This window comes from Salinisphaera sp. Q1T1-3 (assembly GCF_003602005.1).
Classification (GTDB): domain Bacteria; phylum Pseudomonadota; class Gammaproteobacteria; order Nevskiales; family Salinisphaeraceae; genus Salinisphaera.
The window spans coordinates 106,752-124,977 of sequence record NZ_QZWD01000008.1; the positions used below are offsets into that span (position 1 = coordinate 106,752).

Below are 18,226 nucleotides of genomic sequence, written 5' to 3' on the forward strand. Positions count from 1 at the left end.
GCCACGCACGCTCTGCCGGCGACGGCCACCGGGATCGGTCGATCGCCTAGGGGGCCGTCACGTAGCGATGCCAGGGATGTTGTTCGACGAACCCGAGCACGTCGCGAATCTTGCGGTTCGAGTACAGGGCCTCGTGTTCGCCGAGTGTGCCCCGGACCTCGACGTCGGGATAAAAGCGTTCGATGATCTCGGCCGTGCCGAGATGCACCGAGTTATGATCATTGCCGGCATTGAAGACCTCATACCCGAGGCCGTCGGTAGCCAGGCAGCGATCGACGATCTGGCCGAGATCGCGCGCGTCGATATAGCAGAACACGTTGCGACGCCGAACCGCCGGATCGGCGAAGAAGTGCGGAAACATCGTCGCGTACTCGTGCGGCTCTATGACGTTGCCGATACGCAGGCCATAGATATCGGCGCCGGTGCGCTTGGCGAACGCCTGCGCGGTGGCTTCATTGCAGACCTTGCTGGTCGCGTAAGTGTCGGTCGGTGCCGTCGGATGTGTTTCATCGACCGGCAGAAAGGCCGGTTGCACCGTGCCGTCGGCGAAACAGATACCGTAGGTCGTCTCCGACGAGGCGAACACGATCTTGTTGATCCCGAGTTTCGTGGCCGCGTTGAGCACATTGTAAGTGCCCTGTGTGTTGATGCGATATGTCTCGGCATCGGTGGTTACGAAATTGCGCGGGATCGCGGCGAAATGCACAACCGCATCGAACGGACGCGGGCCCCCGTCGCCCCGTTCCAGTTCGCCCATGTTCGCGTACGTGGACAGGGCATCGAACATCTGACCGGCATCGGTCACATCAGCCGTCAAATGATCCACACGTGGGTCGTCCAGCGGCACGCGGTCGATGTTGAGCACCTGATGCCCGCGATCCAGCAGATACGGCACCACGTGGCGACCGGCCTTACCGGAGCCACCGGTGAAAAGAATACGCTTGGTATCGTTCAGGGACATTATGTTCTGGTCTTACCGGATGATGAAGCTATCCTGCCACAGCTTCTGCTCCCGGCCCGCGCCCCTTCGACGATGCGCTAATGACCACTCGCTATGCCTGGCTGGCCGTTTTCACGACCGGCTTCATCCTCTATGGCTCCCTCGTGCCGTTCCACTGGTATGCCGGTGCAGCGGCCAATCCAGTGACCTATCTGTTGTCCCGCTGGGCCACACCGGCACAGACGACGGCCGGCTTCGTTGCGAACGTCGCGCTCTACCTGCCATTGGGCCTGTGCATCGCACTGGCACTCGGCCGTTCGATCACGGTGACACGACGTGTTGTCATCGCCGGCGTTGCCAGTAGCCTGCTCTGCATCAGCGTCGAACTGGTACAGGTCTATGACTGGGGTCGCCAGTCCACGCTGACCGATGTCTACCTCAACGTCGCCGGTGGCGTGCTGGGCGCCCTGCTCGTCCCCCTCTTGCCGGTTCGCGTACAGCAACCACGCGGCAATCTGCGTCAGCCGCTGGTGCTGGCCCTGCTCGCCTCGTTTCTGGTGATCGAGCTCTATCCCTTCATCCCCTCGCTCAACGTCTCGTGGTACGACGACGCGCTGACCTCCCTGTGGCGGCACCCGCACATCCACGACGCGATCTTCGTCCGCGCCCTGCTGCACTGGCTGCTCGCCGCGGCCCTGCTGGGGCATCTATTCCGAAGGCGCGACGGCCTGATCAGTCTGGCGCTTCTGGCCGCCGGCGTGTTCGTCGGCCAGATCGTCATGCAGGATACCTGGCTGTCGATCAGTGAATGGAGCGCGGCTGCCCTGGCACTTGGGCTTTACGCCGGCCTTGCAGGCACCGCGTCCCGCCACCGCGCCATGATCCTGGTCTGTGTCCTGGTCGCCGGCCAGACCTATCTGGCCTGGCTTGATCCGACCGTGCTGAGCCACGGCTCGATGATCGCCGCGCTGGAAGATCGCGATCTCGTTGCCGGTCTGCGGCGTCTGGTGGCAGCCTTCTATACGGTCGGCGGGACGTTCTGGCTTCTGAGCCGGACCGGCCTGGTCATGCATCGCGCCAGCGCGGTGCTCGCCGTGATGCTGGTCGGTATCGCGCTGATCACTCTCGCATTCGGATCGGTGCCACCGGATCCGAGTGCCCCGCTCCTGGCGATCCTCTGCGCCCTCGGATTCGGTCTCGCCGCCCGACGCCGCACGCAACAGGCGAACGCGGCACCGACCTGAGCACGGGCGGGCCGGCCAGGGCCTTTCAACACTTCGCGCGTGACCGCGTTGCCGCCCCAAACCGCCCATGCGGCGTTGCACGGCTTGACTTTGGCGTGACCAAGATCGGCGCCCTGCGCCATGTCTGGCCGATTTTTGGGCGCAACCCGACGGGACGGCGGTCATTTTCCGCAATCCGCTAGGACGTCGGGGCGAAACGCAACAACCCGAGATAAGCCAGGAGCGCTCCACCGGCCGCCGTGGTCATGACGATGGCCATGGCCTGCGCGTCGCCACCGACCACACCGACGCCCCAGGTCGCGAGCGCGCCGCAGGCGAACTGGAACACACCGAACAGCGCCGAGGCGGCACCGGCTGCGTCGGGCGCCAGATCCAGCAGGCCAGCCACCGTGTTCGCCCCGGCCACGCCGACGGTCGACAACAGGAAGAACAACGGAATGGCCACACCCCAGAAACCGCCGAAGCCGGAGGTCGTCGTGGTCAGCAGGACCAGCGCGCAGATCAGGGTGTTGGCGACCGCGACACCGAGCAGGCGCCGATAGCCGAACCGTTCCACGATGCGCCCGTTGGTGAAGGTCCCGATCAACATGGAGACCACGTTGGCCGAGAAATAGAAACCGAACACCGATTCGTCCACACCGAACTGTTCGATATAGATGAACGAACTCGCGGCCACGTAGGAAAAGAGCGCCCCGAACATCAGCGCGCCGCAGACCAGATACAGCGCCACAGGCAGACGCGCGACGAGGCCGATATAGCCCATGTACTGGGCTGCCAGCGAGCGATCGCGCACACGTCGATGATGCGGGTGCGACTCGGCCAGCAGCACGGCCAGCGCCGCAAGTGCCACGATCGAATAGATCACCAGCATCCAGAAGATCAGCGGCCACGCCCCCATGAACAGGATGAGGCTGCCGATCATCGGGGCGAGCAACGGTGCTGCCCCCATCACCATCACCACGAACGACATCACGCTCGCAGCCTTGGCGCCGGAAAAACGGTCGCGGACGATCGCGCGTGCCATCACCGGCCCGGCCGCTGCCCCGAAGCCCTGCAAGAGACGCGCGACGATCAGCATGTGGATCGACGTCGACAACGCACAGGCCAGGCTCGACAGCAGGTACAGCCCGAGACCGAAATACAGGATCGGTCGGCGGCCGTGGCGATCCGAGATCGGCCCGTAGAGCAGCTGCCCGAAACCCAAACCGATGAAGAACAGACTCAGGCTGTACTGCACGGTCGCATCCGCGACATCGAACTGTTTCGCCAGGGCCGGCATGGCCGGTAGATAAGTATCGATCGACAACGGGGCGACCGCCGTGAGCAGACCGAGCACGCAGACCAGCAGGACATGCTCGCCCCGGGTCTGCTGCGCCTCGCGATCGCGGGCGACATCCGACATAAAGACTCCAAAAAACAGCGCGTCCCGCCGGCCGGCGAGTCGTCGCGGCGCACGAGATCGCGCGTTCGATCGCGCGGGCGCCAAGCGTAGGCCGTCATTATGCCAGTCGGGCCGTTAATACGGCGATTATCGCCATATTCGCGCACAACGCCTGCCGTCGATGCCCACACCGGCTGGGCAGGCCCGATGGCCATACCAAGGCAGGCAAACCAGCCGCCCCGCCAAGGCGCCGACGAAGATGTGTCGGGACGCACGCTCTGCTCGGCCTGCCCAAGCGCTGCGGTCTCGCCCGGTCAGACGGGGCTTTCGAAGGCACAATGAAACCGGGAAGTACCAATCCACGTTGATGGCGCGCCGCCATGCCGCATTAGACAATAGTCGCATACTCACGCGCCGCCACAGCCAGCCAACCGGCCTGGTCGCTGGTATCCTTGCGCGGTTGCGGCCGAGGTGAGCGGCCCCACTGGTTCAAACGAGCGTGTTCATGATCAACAAAGCCCGCGTCGGCCTTGCCGGCGACCCCGACAGTTCCTGGCGACTGATCGCCGATATCGGTGGCACCCACGCCCGATTCGCTCTGGCCGACGATTACGGTGCGCTGCAGTCGCATGAAACACTGGAGTGCGAGGCGTTCGATGGGCCTGCCGAAGCAGCTCGCGCCTATCTCTCTCGTCAGAACGTCAACAGTATCCGCGCGGCCGCATTCGCGGTGGCCACCGCGGTCTACACCGACCATATCGCCTTCACCAATCGCGCGTCCTGGTCGTTCTCGATACGTGAGCTGGGCAATCAGCTCGGCGTCCAGCAATTCCGGGTGATCAACGATTTCACCGCGCTCGCCCTGTCGATACCCCGTCTTGATCGCGAATGGCTGGTACCGGTTTCAGGCCATGGCACCCGGGATTTCGATGCACCGCTGGCCGTGATCGGTCCGGGCACCGGCCTCGGCGTGTCCGGGGTCATCCCCACCCGACACGGCTGGCAGGCGCTGGCCGGTGAAGGCGGCCATACCACATTGGCACCGGCCACCGAGCGCGAAGTCGAGCTGCTGGCGATTCTCACGCGTCGATTCGGCCACGTTTCGAGCGAACGCGTGTTATCCGGCCCGGGCCTGTCCAACCTCTATCAGGCGAACTGCGAGCTGTCCGGCCTGCCGCCCGAAGATCTCAAACCGGCCGATATCACTGAACGGGCGTTATCCGGCGAGTGCGATATCTGCACCACGGTGGTCGACGATTTCTTCGCCATGCTCGGTACCGCAACCGCCAATCTCGTGCTCACGCTCGGCGCCCGCGGCGGCGCCTATATCGGCGGCGGTATCGTGCCGCGACTCGCCGATCGTATCGGGCACAGCCGTTTCCGTGAGCGTTTCGAAGAGCACGGCCGTCTCACGGATTATCTCAAGGACGTGCCCTGCTACATCGTCACCGCCGAATATCCGGCGCTGCAGGGCGCACTCGCGTCGCTGTCGTCGGCGTAAGCCCCGTACGACAGAACACTTTGAAGAGCCCGGCGTACATTGGTGCGCCGGGCTTTTTTTCGTGCGTTGTCGTCATCATCGCCTGTCATGCCGGGCCAAACCGCCGACGACGGCGGAAATGCCGATATGGGACCGGTCCGCGCTATTAGACCTTTGTGCCGTTGTGCACGCGCACCGTTTTCCTGAAGCTTGCCTCGTGCATCACAAAGTGCGGTGCGCTCATCACACTAAGCAAATACGGTGTCGCGATCCCGAAGCCGGCCTCGAAGCCCGGCCGGATGCGACAGCAGGGAGGAGTCATGGGAAATCGAGGGCTTTGGCATCACACGGCATGCCTGGGCGTCGCGGTCGCGGCGCTTTCGATCGGTAGTGTCGCATCGGCGGCACCCGACAAGGGCACCGTAAGCGTGTTGAACTGGTGGACGTCCGGCTCGGAAGCGAAGTCGATGAATGTGTTGTCCGACATGCTGGCCGATCAAGGCTACAAGATGGTCAACGACGCAGTCTCGGGCGGGGGCGGCTCGAACGCGCGGACCGTGCTCAAATCACGCATCCAGTCGAACAACATGCCGGGCGCGGCTCAGATCAAGGGCCCCGAGATCCAGCAGTGGTGCCAGGCTGGCATGGCGATGAACATCGACGAGGTCGCCAAGCAGCAGGACTGGTCGAAGATCCTGCCCGGTCCGGTCGCCAAGGGAATGCAGTGTGACGGCCATTTCGTTGCCGTGCCCTTCAACCTGCACCGCATCAACTGGGTCTGGATCAACAAGTCGGCTCTGAAGAAGGCCGGCGCTACCATGCCGAGCGACTGGAATTCGTTCGTTGCCGCTCTCGACAAGCTCAAGGCCGCCGGCATCACGCCGATCGCCGGTGGCGGCGATACCTGGCAGGTGGCCACCGAATTCGATGCCATCGCCCTGGCGACCGGCGGCGCCGACTTCTATCGCAACGCCTTCGTCGATCTCAAGCCCGACGCCCTGTCCAGCGACACGATGGTCAAGGCCCTGTCGCGTCTGCGCACGCTGCAGAAATACGAAGATGCCAATGATCAGGGCCTGTCCTGGAACCACAACACCGGCGCGGTGGTCAAGGGTGAAGCCGGCATGCAGATCATGGGCGACTGGGCCAAGGGCGAGATCACCAACGCCGGCGCGACCCCGGGCGACCAGGTTGCCTGCATGGCCATGCCCGGCGAGCACAGCGGCTTTGTCTACAACGCCGACTCGTTCGAGATGTTCAAGAAATCGAATTCGGACAAGGCCGCGCAGTACGCATTCGCCCGGACCGCGCTGTCGCCGGAATTCCAGCGCAAGTTCAACATGGCCAAGGGCTCGATCCCGGTTCGTGAAGGCGTGTCGCTGGACGGCTTCGACGCCTGCGCGCAGAAGGCGCAATCCGACTTCGAGGCCGCCGAGAAGAACAACGCCCTCGTGCCGAGCTTCTCACAGGACATGGCCGAGACTGGCGCCGTCAAGGGAGCTCTGTTCGACGTGATCGCGAAGTTCTACAACAACAAGAACATGAGCGCCGAGGCCGCAGCCAAGCAGATGGCCAGCCAGGCCAAGCAGGCCAAGCTGATGTCGTCGATGTAGGCCACCCCGGTCTACCGGCCCGGGCCGCCCTGTCGGCGCGCCCGGGCCCTGCGAACCCGCAACCGATTCGGGGCGCCGCACGCGGTGCCCCTGCATAAGAGTTCGACCATGTCCGATACGACTCCCCCGGCGGGGCCGCCGACCCGGGGCATGCCCGTGCGTCGCTGGCTTGACCGCTGGCTTCCGAAAATCGCGCTCGTACCCAGCGGTGTGGCACTCCTGGTCTTCGTCTACGGCTTCATCGGCTGGACGATCTGGCTATCGATGACCACATCGAGCCTGCTGCCGAACAATACCTTCGCCGGACTACGCCAGTACGAGGTCCTGTTCCAGCTCGATGTCTGGTGGGTCTCGGTCATCAATCTGGCGATATTCGGCGTGCTCTACGTGGCGCTCTGTCTGGCGATCGGCCTGTTCCTGGCCATTCTGCTCGATCAGAAGATCCGCGCCGAGGGCTGGCTACGCACGATCTATCTCTATCCGCTCGCGCTGTCACTCGTGGTGACCGGCGTGGTCTGGAAATGGCTGTTGAATCCGGGCCTCGGGCTGGAGCATTTCGTGCAATCGCTCGGCTGGACGGGCTTTTCCTTCGACTGGCTCGTCAATCCGGACATGGCCATCTATGCCGTCGTGATCGCGGCCGTCTGGCAGGCGGCGGGCTTTGTCACCGCGCTGTTCCTGGCGGGCCTACGCGGCATCGACACCTCGATCATCAAGGCTGCCCAGATCGATGGCGCGAGCCTGCCCCGTGTCTATCTGTCGATCATCATCCCGAGCCTGCGGCCGGTCTTTTTCTCCGCGATCATCCTGCTCGTCAGCCTGGCCATCAAGAGCTTCGATCTCGTGATCGCCCTGACCGGTGGCGGCCCCGGCTATTCCACATGGGTACCGGCCATCTTCATGTACGACTTCGGCTTCAACCGCGGTCAGATCGGTCTCGGCGCCGCCGCGGCCACGTTGATGATGGCGGCCGTGGCGCTGGCCATGCTGCCGATGCTCATTGCCGAACTGAAGGAGCGCCGTGATGGCCGCAAGAACTGAAGACGGCGTCGCACGCGGCGGCCCGATCGCCCGGTGCATCGTCTACGGGATACTGATGCTGGCGGCGGCCTATTTTCTGCTGCCGCTGTACGTGATGCTCACCACGTCGTTCAAGACATTGCCGCAGATCGCCAACGGCAGCCTGCTCTCGCTACCCTCGCCGTTCAGCGTCTCGGCCTGGGGCGATGCATGGTCGAGCGCATGCACCGGCGGCGACTGTAACGGCCTGCATCACTATTTCTGGAACTCGGTGGCCTTCACCGCGCCCGCCGTTGCCCTGTCCACGGCGTTCGGGGCGCTCAACGGGTACGTGCTGACCAAGTGGCGCTTCAAGGGCTCGGAACTGATCTTCGGGCTGCTGCTCGTCGGCACATTCGTGCCGTTCCAGATGTTCCTGCTACCGATGGCGCGCGTGCTCGGCATCATCGGCCTGGACAATTCCGTGGCCGGCCTGACGCTCGTGCACACGGTCTACGGCATCGCGTTCACGACGCTGTTCTGTCGCAATTACTACGTCGCGATCCCGGACGAACTGGTCAAGGCTGCACGGATCGATGGGGCATCGTTCATTTCGACCTTTCGCCACGTGATTCTGCCGATCTCCACGCCGATTCTCATGGTCTGCGTGATCTGGCAGTTCACCCAGATCTGGAACGACTTCCTGTTCGGCGTGGTGTTCACCTCCGGCGATGCCCACCCGATCACAGTCGCCTTGAACAATCTGGTCAACACCTCCTCGACCGGGGTCAAACGCTACAACGTCGATATGGCCGGCGCCATCATCACGGCCCTGCCCACGCTTCTGGTCTACATCGTGGCCGGACGCTATTTCATGCGCGGCCTGACCGCCGGGGCGGTGAAAGGATGATCCGCCTCCTCGAGGCGCGGCCCGGCCGCTGCCTATCCAACCGTCTTGTCCGACAAGCCAGTCTCCAAAGCAGAAGAATTCGCTCATGGCCGTACTGAATATCGAAAACGTATCGAAGACCTTCGGCGAGACCCGTGTACTCGAAGACATCAACATTTCGATGGCCGAAGGCGAGTTTCTGATTCTCGTCGGCCCCTCGGGGTGCGGCAAATCCACGCTGCTCAACATGATCGCCGGCCTGGAGTCGGTCTCGGACGGCCGCATCACGCTCGACGGGCGCTCGGTCAACGATGCCAGTCCTCGCGAACGCAACATCGCCATGGTGTTCCAGTTCTACGCGCTGTATCCGAACATGAACGTGCGCCGGAACATCGAGTTCGGCCTCAAGATGCGCGGCGTACCCAAGGCCGAGCGGGCCCAGACCGTCGAACGCGTCGCGCGGATGCTGCAGATCGAGAACCTGCTCGACCGCAAGCCTGCCCAGCTGTCCGGCGGTCAGCGCCAGCGCGTGGCCATCGGTCGCGCCCTGGCACGCGATCCGGCGCTTTTCCTGTTCGACGAACCGTTGTCCAACCTCGACGCCAAGCTTCGCGTGGAGATGCGCACCGAACTCAAGCAGCTGCATCAACGTCTGGGCACGGCCATGGTCTATGTCACCCACGACCAGATCGAGGCCATGACGCTGGGCGACCGGATCGCGGTCATGCACGCCGGCCGCGTGCAACAGCTCGGCACGCCGCGCGAGATCTACGACGATCCGGCGAATCGCTATGTGGCCGGTTTCATCGGTTCACCGGCCATGAACTTCATCGAATGCGGACTGACCGGCAGCGGGGGCGATACCGCGGTCCGACTGACCGGCAGCGACACCGAGACCCATCTTGCCCTGCCGCAGGCGACCGCGGCCAAACTGGCCGAGCACGGCAAGACGCGTGTGCTGATGGGCGTGCGCCCGGAGCATCTGGTACCGGCCGCCGAAGCCGACACGCGCCGCGCGCGAGTGACGTGTGCGATCGACGTGGTAGAGCCGACGGGTCCGGACACCTATCTGCACACCGAACTCAACGATGCCGCCGTCACGGCGCGCTGCCTGCCGTCCGCGGCACCGAATACCGGCGCTCACATCCCGTTGGCCATCGACGCCGAGCGCGCCGTGTTCTTCGACTGCGACACGGAACAGCGCATCGCCTGAGCCCGGAAAAGCGCAGCGCTCGGCACGATGTGATGCCCGTTGCGTCCGGCCCGCAACGGGCCGGGCCAGCAGGGCTCAGCTCGAGCCGAGCGCGGCCGCGCGAGTGGCCGCAGCGGCGACTGCCGATTGCGCCCCAGCCTCGTCGCTGCCCGGCGGCTTGGCCAGCCAGCTGCCGCCCACGCAGGGGATGCTCGGCAGCTTCAGATAGTCCGGTGCAGTCTGCTCGGTGATGCCACCGGTCGGACAGAACTTCACATCGGGGAACACCGCTGCATAAGCCTTGATCGCGGCCGGCCCACCGATCACCGATGCCGGGAACAGCTTGATGTGCTGCCAACCCTGGCGAACGAGATGCGCGACCTCGCTGACCGTCTGGGCCCCGGGCAGATACGGGATATCGGCTTCTCGGCACACGTCGCCGACCTCATCGGCAACGCCCGGCGAAACGATGTACTTCGCACCCGCATCGATCGCCTCGCGACACTGGTCTGCGCTCCAGACGGTGCCCATGCCGAGCACGAGTTCGGGCACGTCGCGGGCGATCGCCTGCATGGCCTCGACCGCGACGCTGGTTCGTCTCGTGATCTCAATGGTCTTGAGACCGCCGGCGTGGATATCGCGGGCCACCGCCACCGCCTCGTCGACGTCGTGGAACGTGACCACCGGGATCACCGGCGAAAGTTTCATGATGGCAAACGTGTCAGCCATGACTCATCCTTGGAAAATGGTGGCGATTAGGTATTCGCGCGATCATCGCCGCGGATACCGCATCGAACTCAACCGTGAAGTGCGGGACCGGCGCCTTCCTCGGCGGGCAAGGCGTTGTTGCGGAACAGCGCGAAGAGTTCACGCCCCAGCCCATGTTCGGCCGACGGTGCATCGTCGAATTCAATGCAGCCGCGGGCTTCCAGCTCATCGTCGGCGACCGCGACCGACAACTCGCCCGTCATGCAGTCGACCACGATATGATCGCCGTCGCGGATCTTGCCGATCGCCCCGCCCAGTTTGGACTCCGGAGTCACCTGAATCGCCGCCGGGACCTTGCCCGACGCGCCGGACATCCGTCCGTCGGTCACCAACGCGACCTGATAGCCCCGCTGCAGGAGCACGGACAGGCTCGGTGTGAGCTTGTGCAGCTCCGGCATGCCGTTGGCGCGCGGGCCGTTATTGGGCACGACCACGACCACGTCGCGATTGAGTTCGTCGGCCTTGAAGGCGTCGATCACGGCTTCCTGGCTCGAGAAGACACGTGCCGGCGCCTCGATGCGTCGATGCGCCCCGGCCACGGCCGAGGTCTTGATGATGGCACGCCCGAGGTTGCCCTGCATGACCGTGATACCACCGGTCGGCGCGAACGGGTTGTCGACGGTGCGCATGACGTCTTCATCGTGACTGGCCGCCGGGCCTTCCCGCCAGGCCAGCGCGTCACCCTCGATAAACGGCTCTTTCGTGTAGTGATGCAGGCCATGCCCCTCGACTGTCATCACATCGTCGTGCAGGAGGCCGGCATCCAGCAGAGACCGGATCATGAGCTGTATGCCGCCGGCCGCGCGCATGTGGTTCACGTCGGCGACACCGTTGGGATAGACACGCGCCAGCAGAGGCACCACGGAAGACAGTTCCGAGAAGTCGTCCCAGTTGATCTGAATGCCGGCGGCTCGCGCCACGGCGACGTAATGCATGGTGTGATTGGTCGAGCCCCCCGAGGACAGCAGGCCGACAAGCCCGTTGACCACGGATTTCTCGTCCACGATGTCGCACATCCGACGGGCCTTGCCATCATCGGCGACATGGCTCATCTCCACCGCACGACCGGCGGCGGCCTCGGTCAGCGCACGGCGCAACGGCGTGCCCGGATTGACGAAGGAAGTGCCGGCCATGTGCAGGCCCATGAACTCCATCATCAGCTGGTTGGAGTTGGCCGTGCCGTAGAACGTACACGTCCCCGGCGAGTGATAGGACAACGACTCGGCCTTGAGCAACTCGTCGCGACCGATCTCGCCCTGGGCAAAACGCTCACGAACCTTGGCCTTGACCGGATTCGACATGCCCGAGGTCATCGGGCCGGCAGGCGCGAAGATCACCGGCAGATGCCCGAAGGCCAACGAGCCGATCAGCAGCCCCGGCACGATCTTGTCGCAGACGCCGAGACAGATCGCCGCATCGAACATGTTGTGCGTCAGCGCCACCCCGGTCGACAGCGCGATGACATCACGCGAGAACAGCGACAGCTCCATGCCCGGCTGGCCCTGCGTGACACCGTCACACATCGCTGGCGTGCCCCCGGCGAACTGAGCGACGCCGCCCGCAGCCCAGGCCGCTTCCTTGATCCAGGCCGGATAGTCCTCGAACGGCTGATGCGCGGAGAGCATGTCGTTGTAGGCCGACACGATCGCCACGTTCGGGCGCACGTCAGTGGCCAGGGCGTCCTTGGCAGACGGGCCGCAGGCCGCGAACCCGTGGGCCAGGTTCGAGCAGGACATATCGCCCCGATGCGGGCCATGCCGGCCAGCCTCGTTCATGCGCGCCAGATAATCGGCGCGAGTATCCCGCGAACGCTCGATGATGCGCTGCGTGACGTCGTGAAGCACCGTATTCAGTGCCATATCAGTCTCCGTGGCAATGGCCGCGGTCAGGGGGCGTCAAGCCGCCCAGTGCACCGTGGCCGTCGGCGATTGTGTATTCAGGATGCCGCGAATCGGCAGTTCGGCAATCGGACCATCGTGGCGTGCCCGCTCGTACACGGCCTGCTTGTCATCGCCGAAGATCAGCACATCGATGCGCCGGGCATCGGTCAGTACCGACAGGCCAAGGCTCAACCGTGCCGGCGGGCCGACGTCAGCCGGAATGCAGGCCGCATCCGAGGCGACCGCTTCGTCGATGTCCGACGCATGCGGGAACAGTGATGCCGTATGGCCATCACCGCCCATGCCGAGCAGCACCCCATCGAACGGCCGGGGAATGTCGGCCAATGCCCGGGTCACGCTCTCGACCGCGGCCGCGGGCGTCTCGGTATCCCGATGCAGACTCACGAAATGAGCATCCGCGGCCAACCCGGTCAGCAGCTTATCCCGGATCATGCGTTCGTTGCTCTGGGCATCGTCGACGGCAACCCAGCGTTCGTCCGACGGCACGACGGTCACGCGAGACCAGTCCAACTCGGTGGCCGAGAGATGCTCGAACAGCTCGAGCGGCGAACTACCACCGCAGACCACCAGGCTCGCCTGCCCGCGCTCGGCGATCGCCACGCGCAGCGATTCGGCAATCGAGGCAGCCAGGGTTTCAGCGGCCTCCTTGCGGCTATCATAGCTTGTGAATTCGGACATGGGAACGGTCCCTATTTGACAGAAGCCCGGGGTCCGGGCGTAGGAAATCAGCCTTCGTACCAGCGACGTCCGTCGCGGTCGAGCATCACGAATGCATCGGTCGGCCCCCAGCTGCCGGCCATGTATTCCTGGGTTTCGACCTGTTCCTTGTGCCAGCTGTCGAGAATGCGATCGACCCACTGCCAGCCGGCCTCGACTTCGTCGCGCCGCATGAACAGCGCCGGATTGCCCCGCAGCACTTCCATGAGCAGTCGCTCATAGGCATCCGGATAAGCCACTTCGAAGGCCTGCGAGAAGCTCAGGTTGAGCGGCAGGCTGCGCATGCGGAACCCGCCGGGCCCCGGCTCCTTCGTCATGATCGACATTTCCACGCCCTCTTCGGGCTGCAGACGCAGCACCAGGCGGTTGGGCTGGAGCGGCTCGTCGCCGAAGATCGAGTGCGGGACCGGCTTGAATTCGAAGACGATCTGGCTCGACTTGCGAGCCAGCCGCTTGCCGGTACGCAGATAGAACGGCACTCCCTGCCAGCGCCAGTTGTCGATCTCGGCCTTGATGGCGACAAAGGTCTCGGCCTCGGCTTCGGTCGACGGCGCCTGCTGCTTGTCATCGGTGGCGCCATAGGCCGGCACGGCCTGGCCTTCGATCATGCCGGCGCCATACTGACCGCGTGACGTGGCGGCCCGCACGTTGTCGGCCGTGATGGGCTTGAGCGACCGCAGCACCTTGATCTTCTCGTTGCGGACGTCGTCATGGTTCATGCTGGCCGGCGGCTCCATGGCCGTGAGACACAGCAGCTGCAGCATGTGGTTCTGCACCATGTCACGCAGCGCACCGGTGGCTTCATAGAAATCGAAACGCTCGTCCACGCCGAGACTTTCCGCCACGGTGATCTGGACGTTGTCGACCGCCTGACGCCCCCACACCGGTTCGAACAGGGAGTTGCCGAAGCGCAGCGCGATCAGATTCTGGACCGTCTCCTTGCCCAGGTAATGATCGATGCGATAGATGCGCGATTCGTCGAAGCGCGCGCCCACGGCATCGTTGATCTCGCGCGCGGATTCGGTGTCGTGACCGACCGGCTTTTCCAGCACGATGCGGTTGGGGGCTTCCGAGAGACCGGCATCGGCGATACCCGCGGCGATCTTGCCGAAAAGGCTCGGCGCCGTGGCGAGATAGAACACACAGATACGGCTGTCGTTGTCGACGAAGCGCTCGGCGAAAGTCCGCCAGTTGTCGGCATCGTCCACGTCCAGCGTGATATGACAGAGACGTTGCTTGAACCGTTCGAACACGCCCTCGTCGATCGACTCCGGCAGGTGCTCCTCGAGGACTTCGCGAACCCAGTCCGCATACGCCGCATCGTCCATGTCCTGACGCGAAACGGCCAGCACGCGGCTGTCATCCGAAAACTGATCGTCCGCGTCACGATGATAGAGCGCCGGCAACAGCTTGCGTCGCGCCAGATCGCCCGTTCCCCCGAAAATCACCAGGTCGAACGGGTCAACGGGGACAAATTCGGCAGCCATGACGCCTCTCTTGGTTCGATTCTCAAAATACGACAGACGAGTATAACCGCTCGTCTGTTGCCTGTGGTGCCGAGCGGCAACACCTGGCGGCGGCTCGGCGGATCAATCGCCCGGCGACCGATCGGCCGACGCGATATCACGTCGGCCGGAGGCCGGACAAAAAAAAGCCCGGCCGTCAGGCCGGGCTTTCAGACAGCGGTCGACTAGAATTCGTAGTAGACGCGCACGCGGTTGTTGTAGAAGTTCGGGGCCCCTTCGTCGTAACGGGTGATACCCAGGTTGTCGTTGATCTTCAGACCGGCGAGCTGCTTCCAGATACCGCCCAGATCGTAGGTCAGGCCGATGCCGATGGCATCGCTGTACTGATCGTTCACCTCGTCGCCGACGAACGAATCATCCGTGATGACGTTGTTCGCGCCGCCGTTGAAGTAGAAGTCGTGGTAGTGGCCGTTCTTGGCCTGATAACGCACGTAGCGCGCATACATCGCCAGGTTGTCGGTCGGCGTGAAGTCGATGCGGGCACCGGCCGCCCAGCCCGGGCCGAACTCCTGAATACCGTTGTTCATGGTGTCGGTGTAGAGCACGCCCGACAGATCGGTATACGGATGCAACAGCTGACCGTCGTTGAACGACCCCTCGTGCTCCGGCGAGAAGTTGCCGAAGACCGCGAAGCCGAATTCGGCCGTGTTGAAGCCGAGTTTCAGACCATAGATCTGGCTGTTGATGCCCTGCGGCACGCGGTTCTCATCGGCATCGTAGGCAGCCATGACCTGGGCACGGATATAGGGTGCCCAGCCGCCGTTGGCGGCATCCCCGATGATCGGGGCCATGTAGCCGATTTCGCCGTAGTCGGCGGATTCGGTCTGCTGGAAACGATAGTGGTAGTACTGGCCGATGATCTGACCTTTCTCGGTCACGTTACGGAAGGTCGTACCGACGCTCCAGAAACCGTCCACGTCAGTGAAATAGCGGTTGTCGGTGACGAATTCGTCGGCGTTGCCACGACCCTCGTAGCGACCGATCTTGGCACCGAAGATCTGCCATTCCGGCATATCCATGGACTTGGCGCCGAACGCAAACGGCAGATACTGATCCGTTTCGTAGTTCTGATTGTCAGCCACGCGCGACTGCGTGATCTGCGGGCCGTATTCGCTCTGATCGGTGGCATCGCCCTGGGCCAGGTCGCCCGGCGAGTAGCTCAGACGCTTGATCATCTGCAGCGGGCGAACGACCGCGCTCACACCGTTGAACGAACGCGGCAGGAAAGTGAACTGGTCGGCACCGGCCAGCGGCGTGTTGAGCAACTGACGACCGCCCCGAATCTGCGCGCCGTAGGCATTGAACTGCAGATAGCCCTGGGTGATGTTCGAGATCGCGCCGTTGCACGCCAGGTTGCAGTTCAGCTTCGTGTTGTCGTCGTTATCGCCATAGAAGCTATCGGAATAGACGAATTCGGCGCCCGCGGAAAAGCCGTAGATCCGTCCTGTCTGAATACCGATCTGAGCGCCGTAGTTGGTGCCCTGGGTGTTGAAATCATCGTCGGTATCCGGCTGGCCCGGATACGGCTGGTTGGTGTCGTGCCAGCGACGGAAATCGTAGACACCGACGCGGCCGTGGACTTCCGAGCCCTTGACGACCTGCTCCTGAAATTTTTCCGCGAAGGTCTTCGCGGTCATGTCGTTCGAGGCAGCATCGTCGCTGGACTGTGCCTGCACCGTTCCGGCACAAAGTGCTGCACCGGCCCCCAGCGCCAGCCCCGACAGACGCCAAACGCGGCTAGCGGGCGCGTTGCGCCCTTTCGTTTCCTGTTCGCCCACCTTTATCTCCTGATTGGCTAGTTTTTACTGCAGCGACACGGTGTTGCCTCGTGCCGCCTTCCCCTTCATCACACCGCGCCGCTCGGGCCGACTGCGGTGTATCCGAGCGCGCCGATAACGACGCGCACGTTGGTTCACGCCGCAGCACCGACCACGGTCTACACCGCGCGGAACTGGTTCCATGAAAAATCGAGTCTCCCCTTGCCAAGCATCATACCCACCGCGATGCCGTGCCCCCATAAGAGAAAAGTCGCAGATCGCAGCGTATCGTCGCTGCGGGGCGAGACCCGGCATGCACGGCCGCCAATCGCGGGTCCGACCGTGTCTTCTGGCGATGGATCCATGTCGCTGAAACCTTCATTCGACAAGCGTCGGCAACGCCTCGAGGGCCCGGGCAGCGCATTCGTCGATGATCAGACGATCGATGACGCCACTGGCGAGTACGGCGCGGATCGCCTCGGCCTTGTCGGCGCCGCCGACGACTGCCACCACCTCCAGGCCCGCAAGCTCGGCGAAGGAGACACCAATCGTGCGTCGATTCATGTCGATATCGACCAGACGCCCGGTCCGATCGAGAAAGTGTCCGACGAGCTCGGCCACGACGCCAGCCGCCTTGAGATCGGCCAGCTCATCGGCGCCGAGCAGCCCGCGTTCGGCACGAAAGATCGGCTGGTCGGCCCGCATCGCAGCAATCCCGACGACCGCCAGATCGACGCTGCGCGCCCGCTCGAGCGCTTCGCCGACGATGCGCTGTGCGTTGAGCACGTCTCTATCGGCAACGGTGTCGGCAATGAAGGGCACCGGCAGGAAGAATCCCTGGCCGCCGGTGATCTCGGCGAGTCGATACACGACATCGAACGGATTGATCGCGGCCTGCTGCGTCAAACTGCCCATGAGCGAGACCACGGACAGATCGGTACGCTGCTCGCGGGGCATGCGTCGTGTCATTTCGGCCAGCGAACGCCCCCAGGACACGCCCAGCGACGTCACCTCGCCGCTGGCCAGGCGGCCATGGACATAACGCGCCGACGCAGCGCCGAGGGCCGCCAGGTTGCCGCCACGCTCGGCCTCGTCCTCGACGTCCGGCACGACCGTGCACTGCGTCAACGAGAAACGTCGGGCGAGCCGATCCTCTTGGTCGACAAGCTGCTGCGGGGAACGATCGATGAAGACGTGCACATAGCCCGCCTTGTGCGCTTCGCCGATCAAACGATGCACCTTGGCACGCGACAACGACAGACGCGTCGCGATCTCGGCCTGCGTATAGCCGCCCACATAAGACAGCCAGGCGACATAAATCGACAGGTCTCGAGAATCTTGTGCAATCGTCATGACACCGGCATCGAACATTTTTTCGGCAACCGAAAAAATTTACGACACGGGCTATCGGGATGTCATTGAGACCTTGGTGGGGGGCACGAATGGCGCATGCGCCGGAACAGGCCGGAGCGCCTGGCAGCGGACCGACAGGCGGCTTGATGCCGGCCTGTCGTCGCGCATAAAAAAGGGCCGCCCTGTCGAGCGGCCCTTTCTGCAATCTGGTGGAGCCGGGCGGAATCGAACCGCCGACCTTCGCATTGCGAACGCGACGCTCTCCCAACTGAGCTACGGCCCCGAACAACGTCCGCCGCGGCGAACGAGCTGCGTATCATACCAACCTTGTCGGCGTTGCCAACCCCTTGTGCCTCTTCGATTCAGCAGCCGGGTCGTGAACGGCACCGGCACCGTCGCAACCGGTGCCGATGTCCGGGTCGGCGCGCCTCGATGCAACAGCAGCTCGGGGCGCTGATAGACTGCC

The 18,226-nt window shown here is 63.9% G+C and carries 14 protein-coding genes and 1 tRNA gene; 6 read left to right on the top strand and 9 right to left on the bottom strand.

Annotation, left to right across the window (positions count from 1 at the left end; all coding sequences use genetic code 11):
* Positions 1–46 precede the first annotated feature (46 nt).
* Complete coding sequence (locus D3260_RS09350) at positions 47–961, bottom strand: NAD(P)-dependent oxidoreductase (RefSeq protein ID WP_120098334.1); 915 nt, start codon at positions 959–961, stop codon at positions 47–49.
* 80 nt (positions 962–1,041) lie between these two features.
* Here D3260_RS09350 and D3260_RS09355 point away from each other — a divergent pair, with 80 nt between their 5' ends.
* Complete coding sequence (locus tag D3260_RS09355) at positions 1,042–2,184, top strand: VanZ family protein (protein ID WP_120098335.1); 1,143 nt, start codon at positions 1,042–1,044, stop codon at positions 2,182–2,184.
* 178 nt (positions 2,185–2,362) lie between these two features.
* Here the strand turns inward: D3260_RS09355 and D3260_RS09360 are convergent, their stop codons facing one another.
* Positions 2,363–3,586, bottom strand: a complete 1,224-nt coding sequence (locus D3260_RS09360) for a Bcr/CflA family multidrug efflux MFS transporter (protein WP_120098336.1) — start codon at positions 3,584–3,586, stop codon at positions 2,363–2,365.
* A 484-nt stretch (positions 3,587–4,070) separates the two neighbouring features.
* On the opposite strand from D3260_RS09360, the gene glk reads away from it, so the two are divergent.
* The 5 genes from glk (at position 4,071) to D3260_RS09385 (ending at position 9,759) form a co-directional block, all read left to right on the top strand.
* On the top strand, positions 4,071–5,066 hold the full coding sequence (gene glk / locus D3260_RS09365; RefSeq protein WP_120098337.1) for a glucokinase: 996 nt from the start codon (positions 4,071–4,073) through the stop codon (positions 5,064–5,066).
* 299 nt (positions 5,067–5,365) lie between these two features.
* Complete coding sequence (locus D3260_RS09370) at positions 5,366–6,658, top strand: ABC transporter substrate-binding protein (RefSeq protein WP_158583475.1); 1,293 nt, start codon at positions 5,366–5,368, stop codon at positions 6,656–6,658.
* Positions 6,659–6,766: 108 nt separating this feature from the next.
* Positions 6,767–7,699 (top strand): carbohydrate ABC transporter permease, encoded by a 933-nt coding sequence (locus D3260_RS09375; RefSeq protein WP_233544020.1) that lies wholly within the window; start codon positions 6,767–6,769, stop codon positions 7,697–7,699.
* A complete protein-coding gene (locus D3260_RS09380; RefSeq protein WP_120098340.1) occupies positions 7,683–8,567 on the top strand; it encodes a carbohydrate ABC transporter permease in 885 nt (294 codons plus the stop codon). Before D3260_RS09375 ends, D3260_RS09380 begins: the two co-directional genes overlap by 17 nt.
* 85 nt (positions 8,568–8,652) lie before the next feature.
* Entirely contained in the window at positions 8,653–9,759 is a 1,107-nt protein-coding gene (locus tag D3260_RS09385; RefSeq protein ID WP_120098341.1) for an ABC transporter ATP-binding protein, read from the top strand.
* Positions 9,760–9,834: 75 nt separating this feature from the next.
* Here D3260_RS09385 and D3260_RS09390 read toward each other — a convergent pair whose 3' ends face one another.
* The 7 genes from D3260_RS09390 to D3260_RS09420 form a co-directional block, all read right to left on the bottom strand.
* On the bottom strand, positions 9,835–10,467 hold the full coding sequence (locus D3260_RS09390; RefSeq protein ID WP_120098342.1) for a bifunctional 4-hydroxy-2-oxoglutarate aldolase/2-dehydro-3-deoxy-phosphogluconate aldolase: 633 nt from the start codon (positions 10,465–10,467) through the stop codon (positions 9,835–9,837).
* 68 nt (positions 10,468–10,535) lie between these two features.
* A complete protein-coding gene (gene edd, locus D3260_RS09395) occupies positions 10,536–12,365 on the bottom strand; it encodes a phosphogluconate dehydratase (protein WP_120098343.1) in 1,830 nt (609 codons plus the stop codon).
* A 36-nt stretch (positions 12,366–12,401) separates the two neighbouring features.
* On the bottom strand, positions 12,402–13,085 hold the full coding sequence (pgl, locus tag D3260_RS09400) for a 6-phosphogluconolactonase (protein ID WP_120098344.1): 684 nt from the start codon (positions 13,083–13,085) through the stop codon (positions 12,402–12,404).
* Positions 13,086–13,132: 47 nt separating this feature from the next.
* Positions 13,133–14,611, bottom strand: coding sequence for a glucose-6-phosphate dehydrogenase (gene zwf / locus D3260_RS09405; protein WP_120098345.1), 1,479 nt, complete (start codon positions 14,609–14,611; stop codon positions 13,133–13,135).
* A gap of 203 nt (positions 14,612–14,814) precedes the next feature.
* Positions 14,815–16,428, bottom strand: coding sequence for a hypothetical protein (locus D3260_RS09410; RefSeq protein ID WP_147418154.1), 1,614 nt, complete (start codon positions 16,426–16,428; stop codon positions 14,815–14,817).
* 357 nt (positions 16,429–16,785) lie between these two features.
* Positions 16,786–17,760, bottom strand: coding sequence for a sugar-binding transcriptional regulator (locus tag D3260_RS09415; protein WP_158583476.1), 975 nt, complete (start codon positions 17,758–17,760; stop codon positions 16,786–16,788).
* 207 nt (positions 17,761–17,967) lie between these two features.
* Positions 17,968–18,043, bottom strand: a tRNA-Ala gene (locus tag D3260_RS09420).
* Between the last annotated feature and the right edge of the window lie 183 nt (positions 18,044–18,226).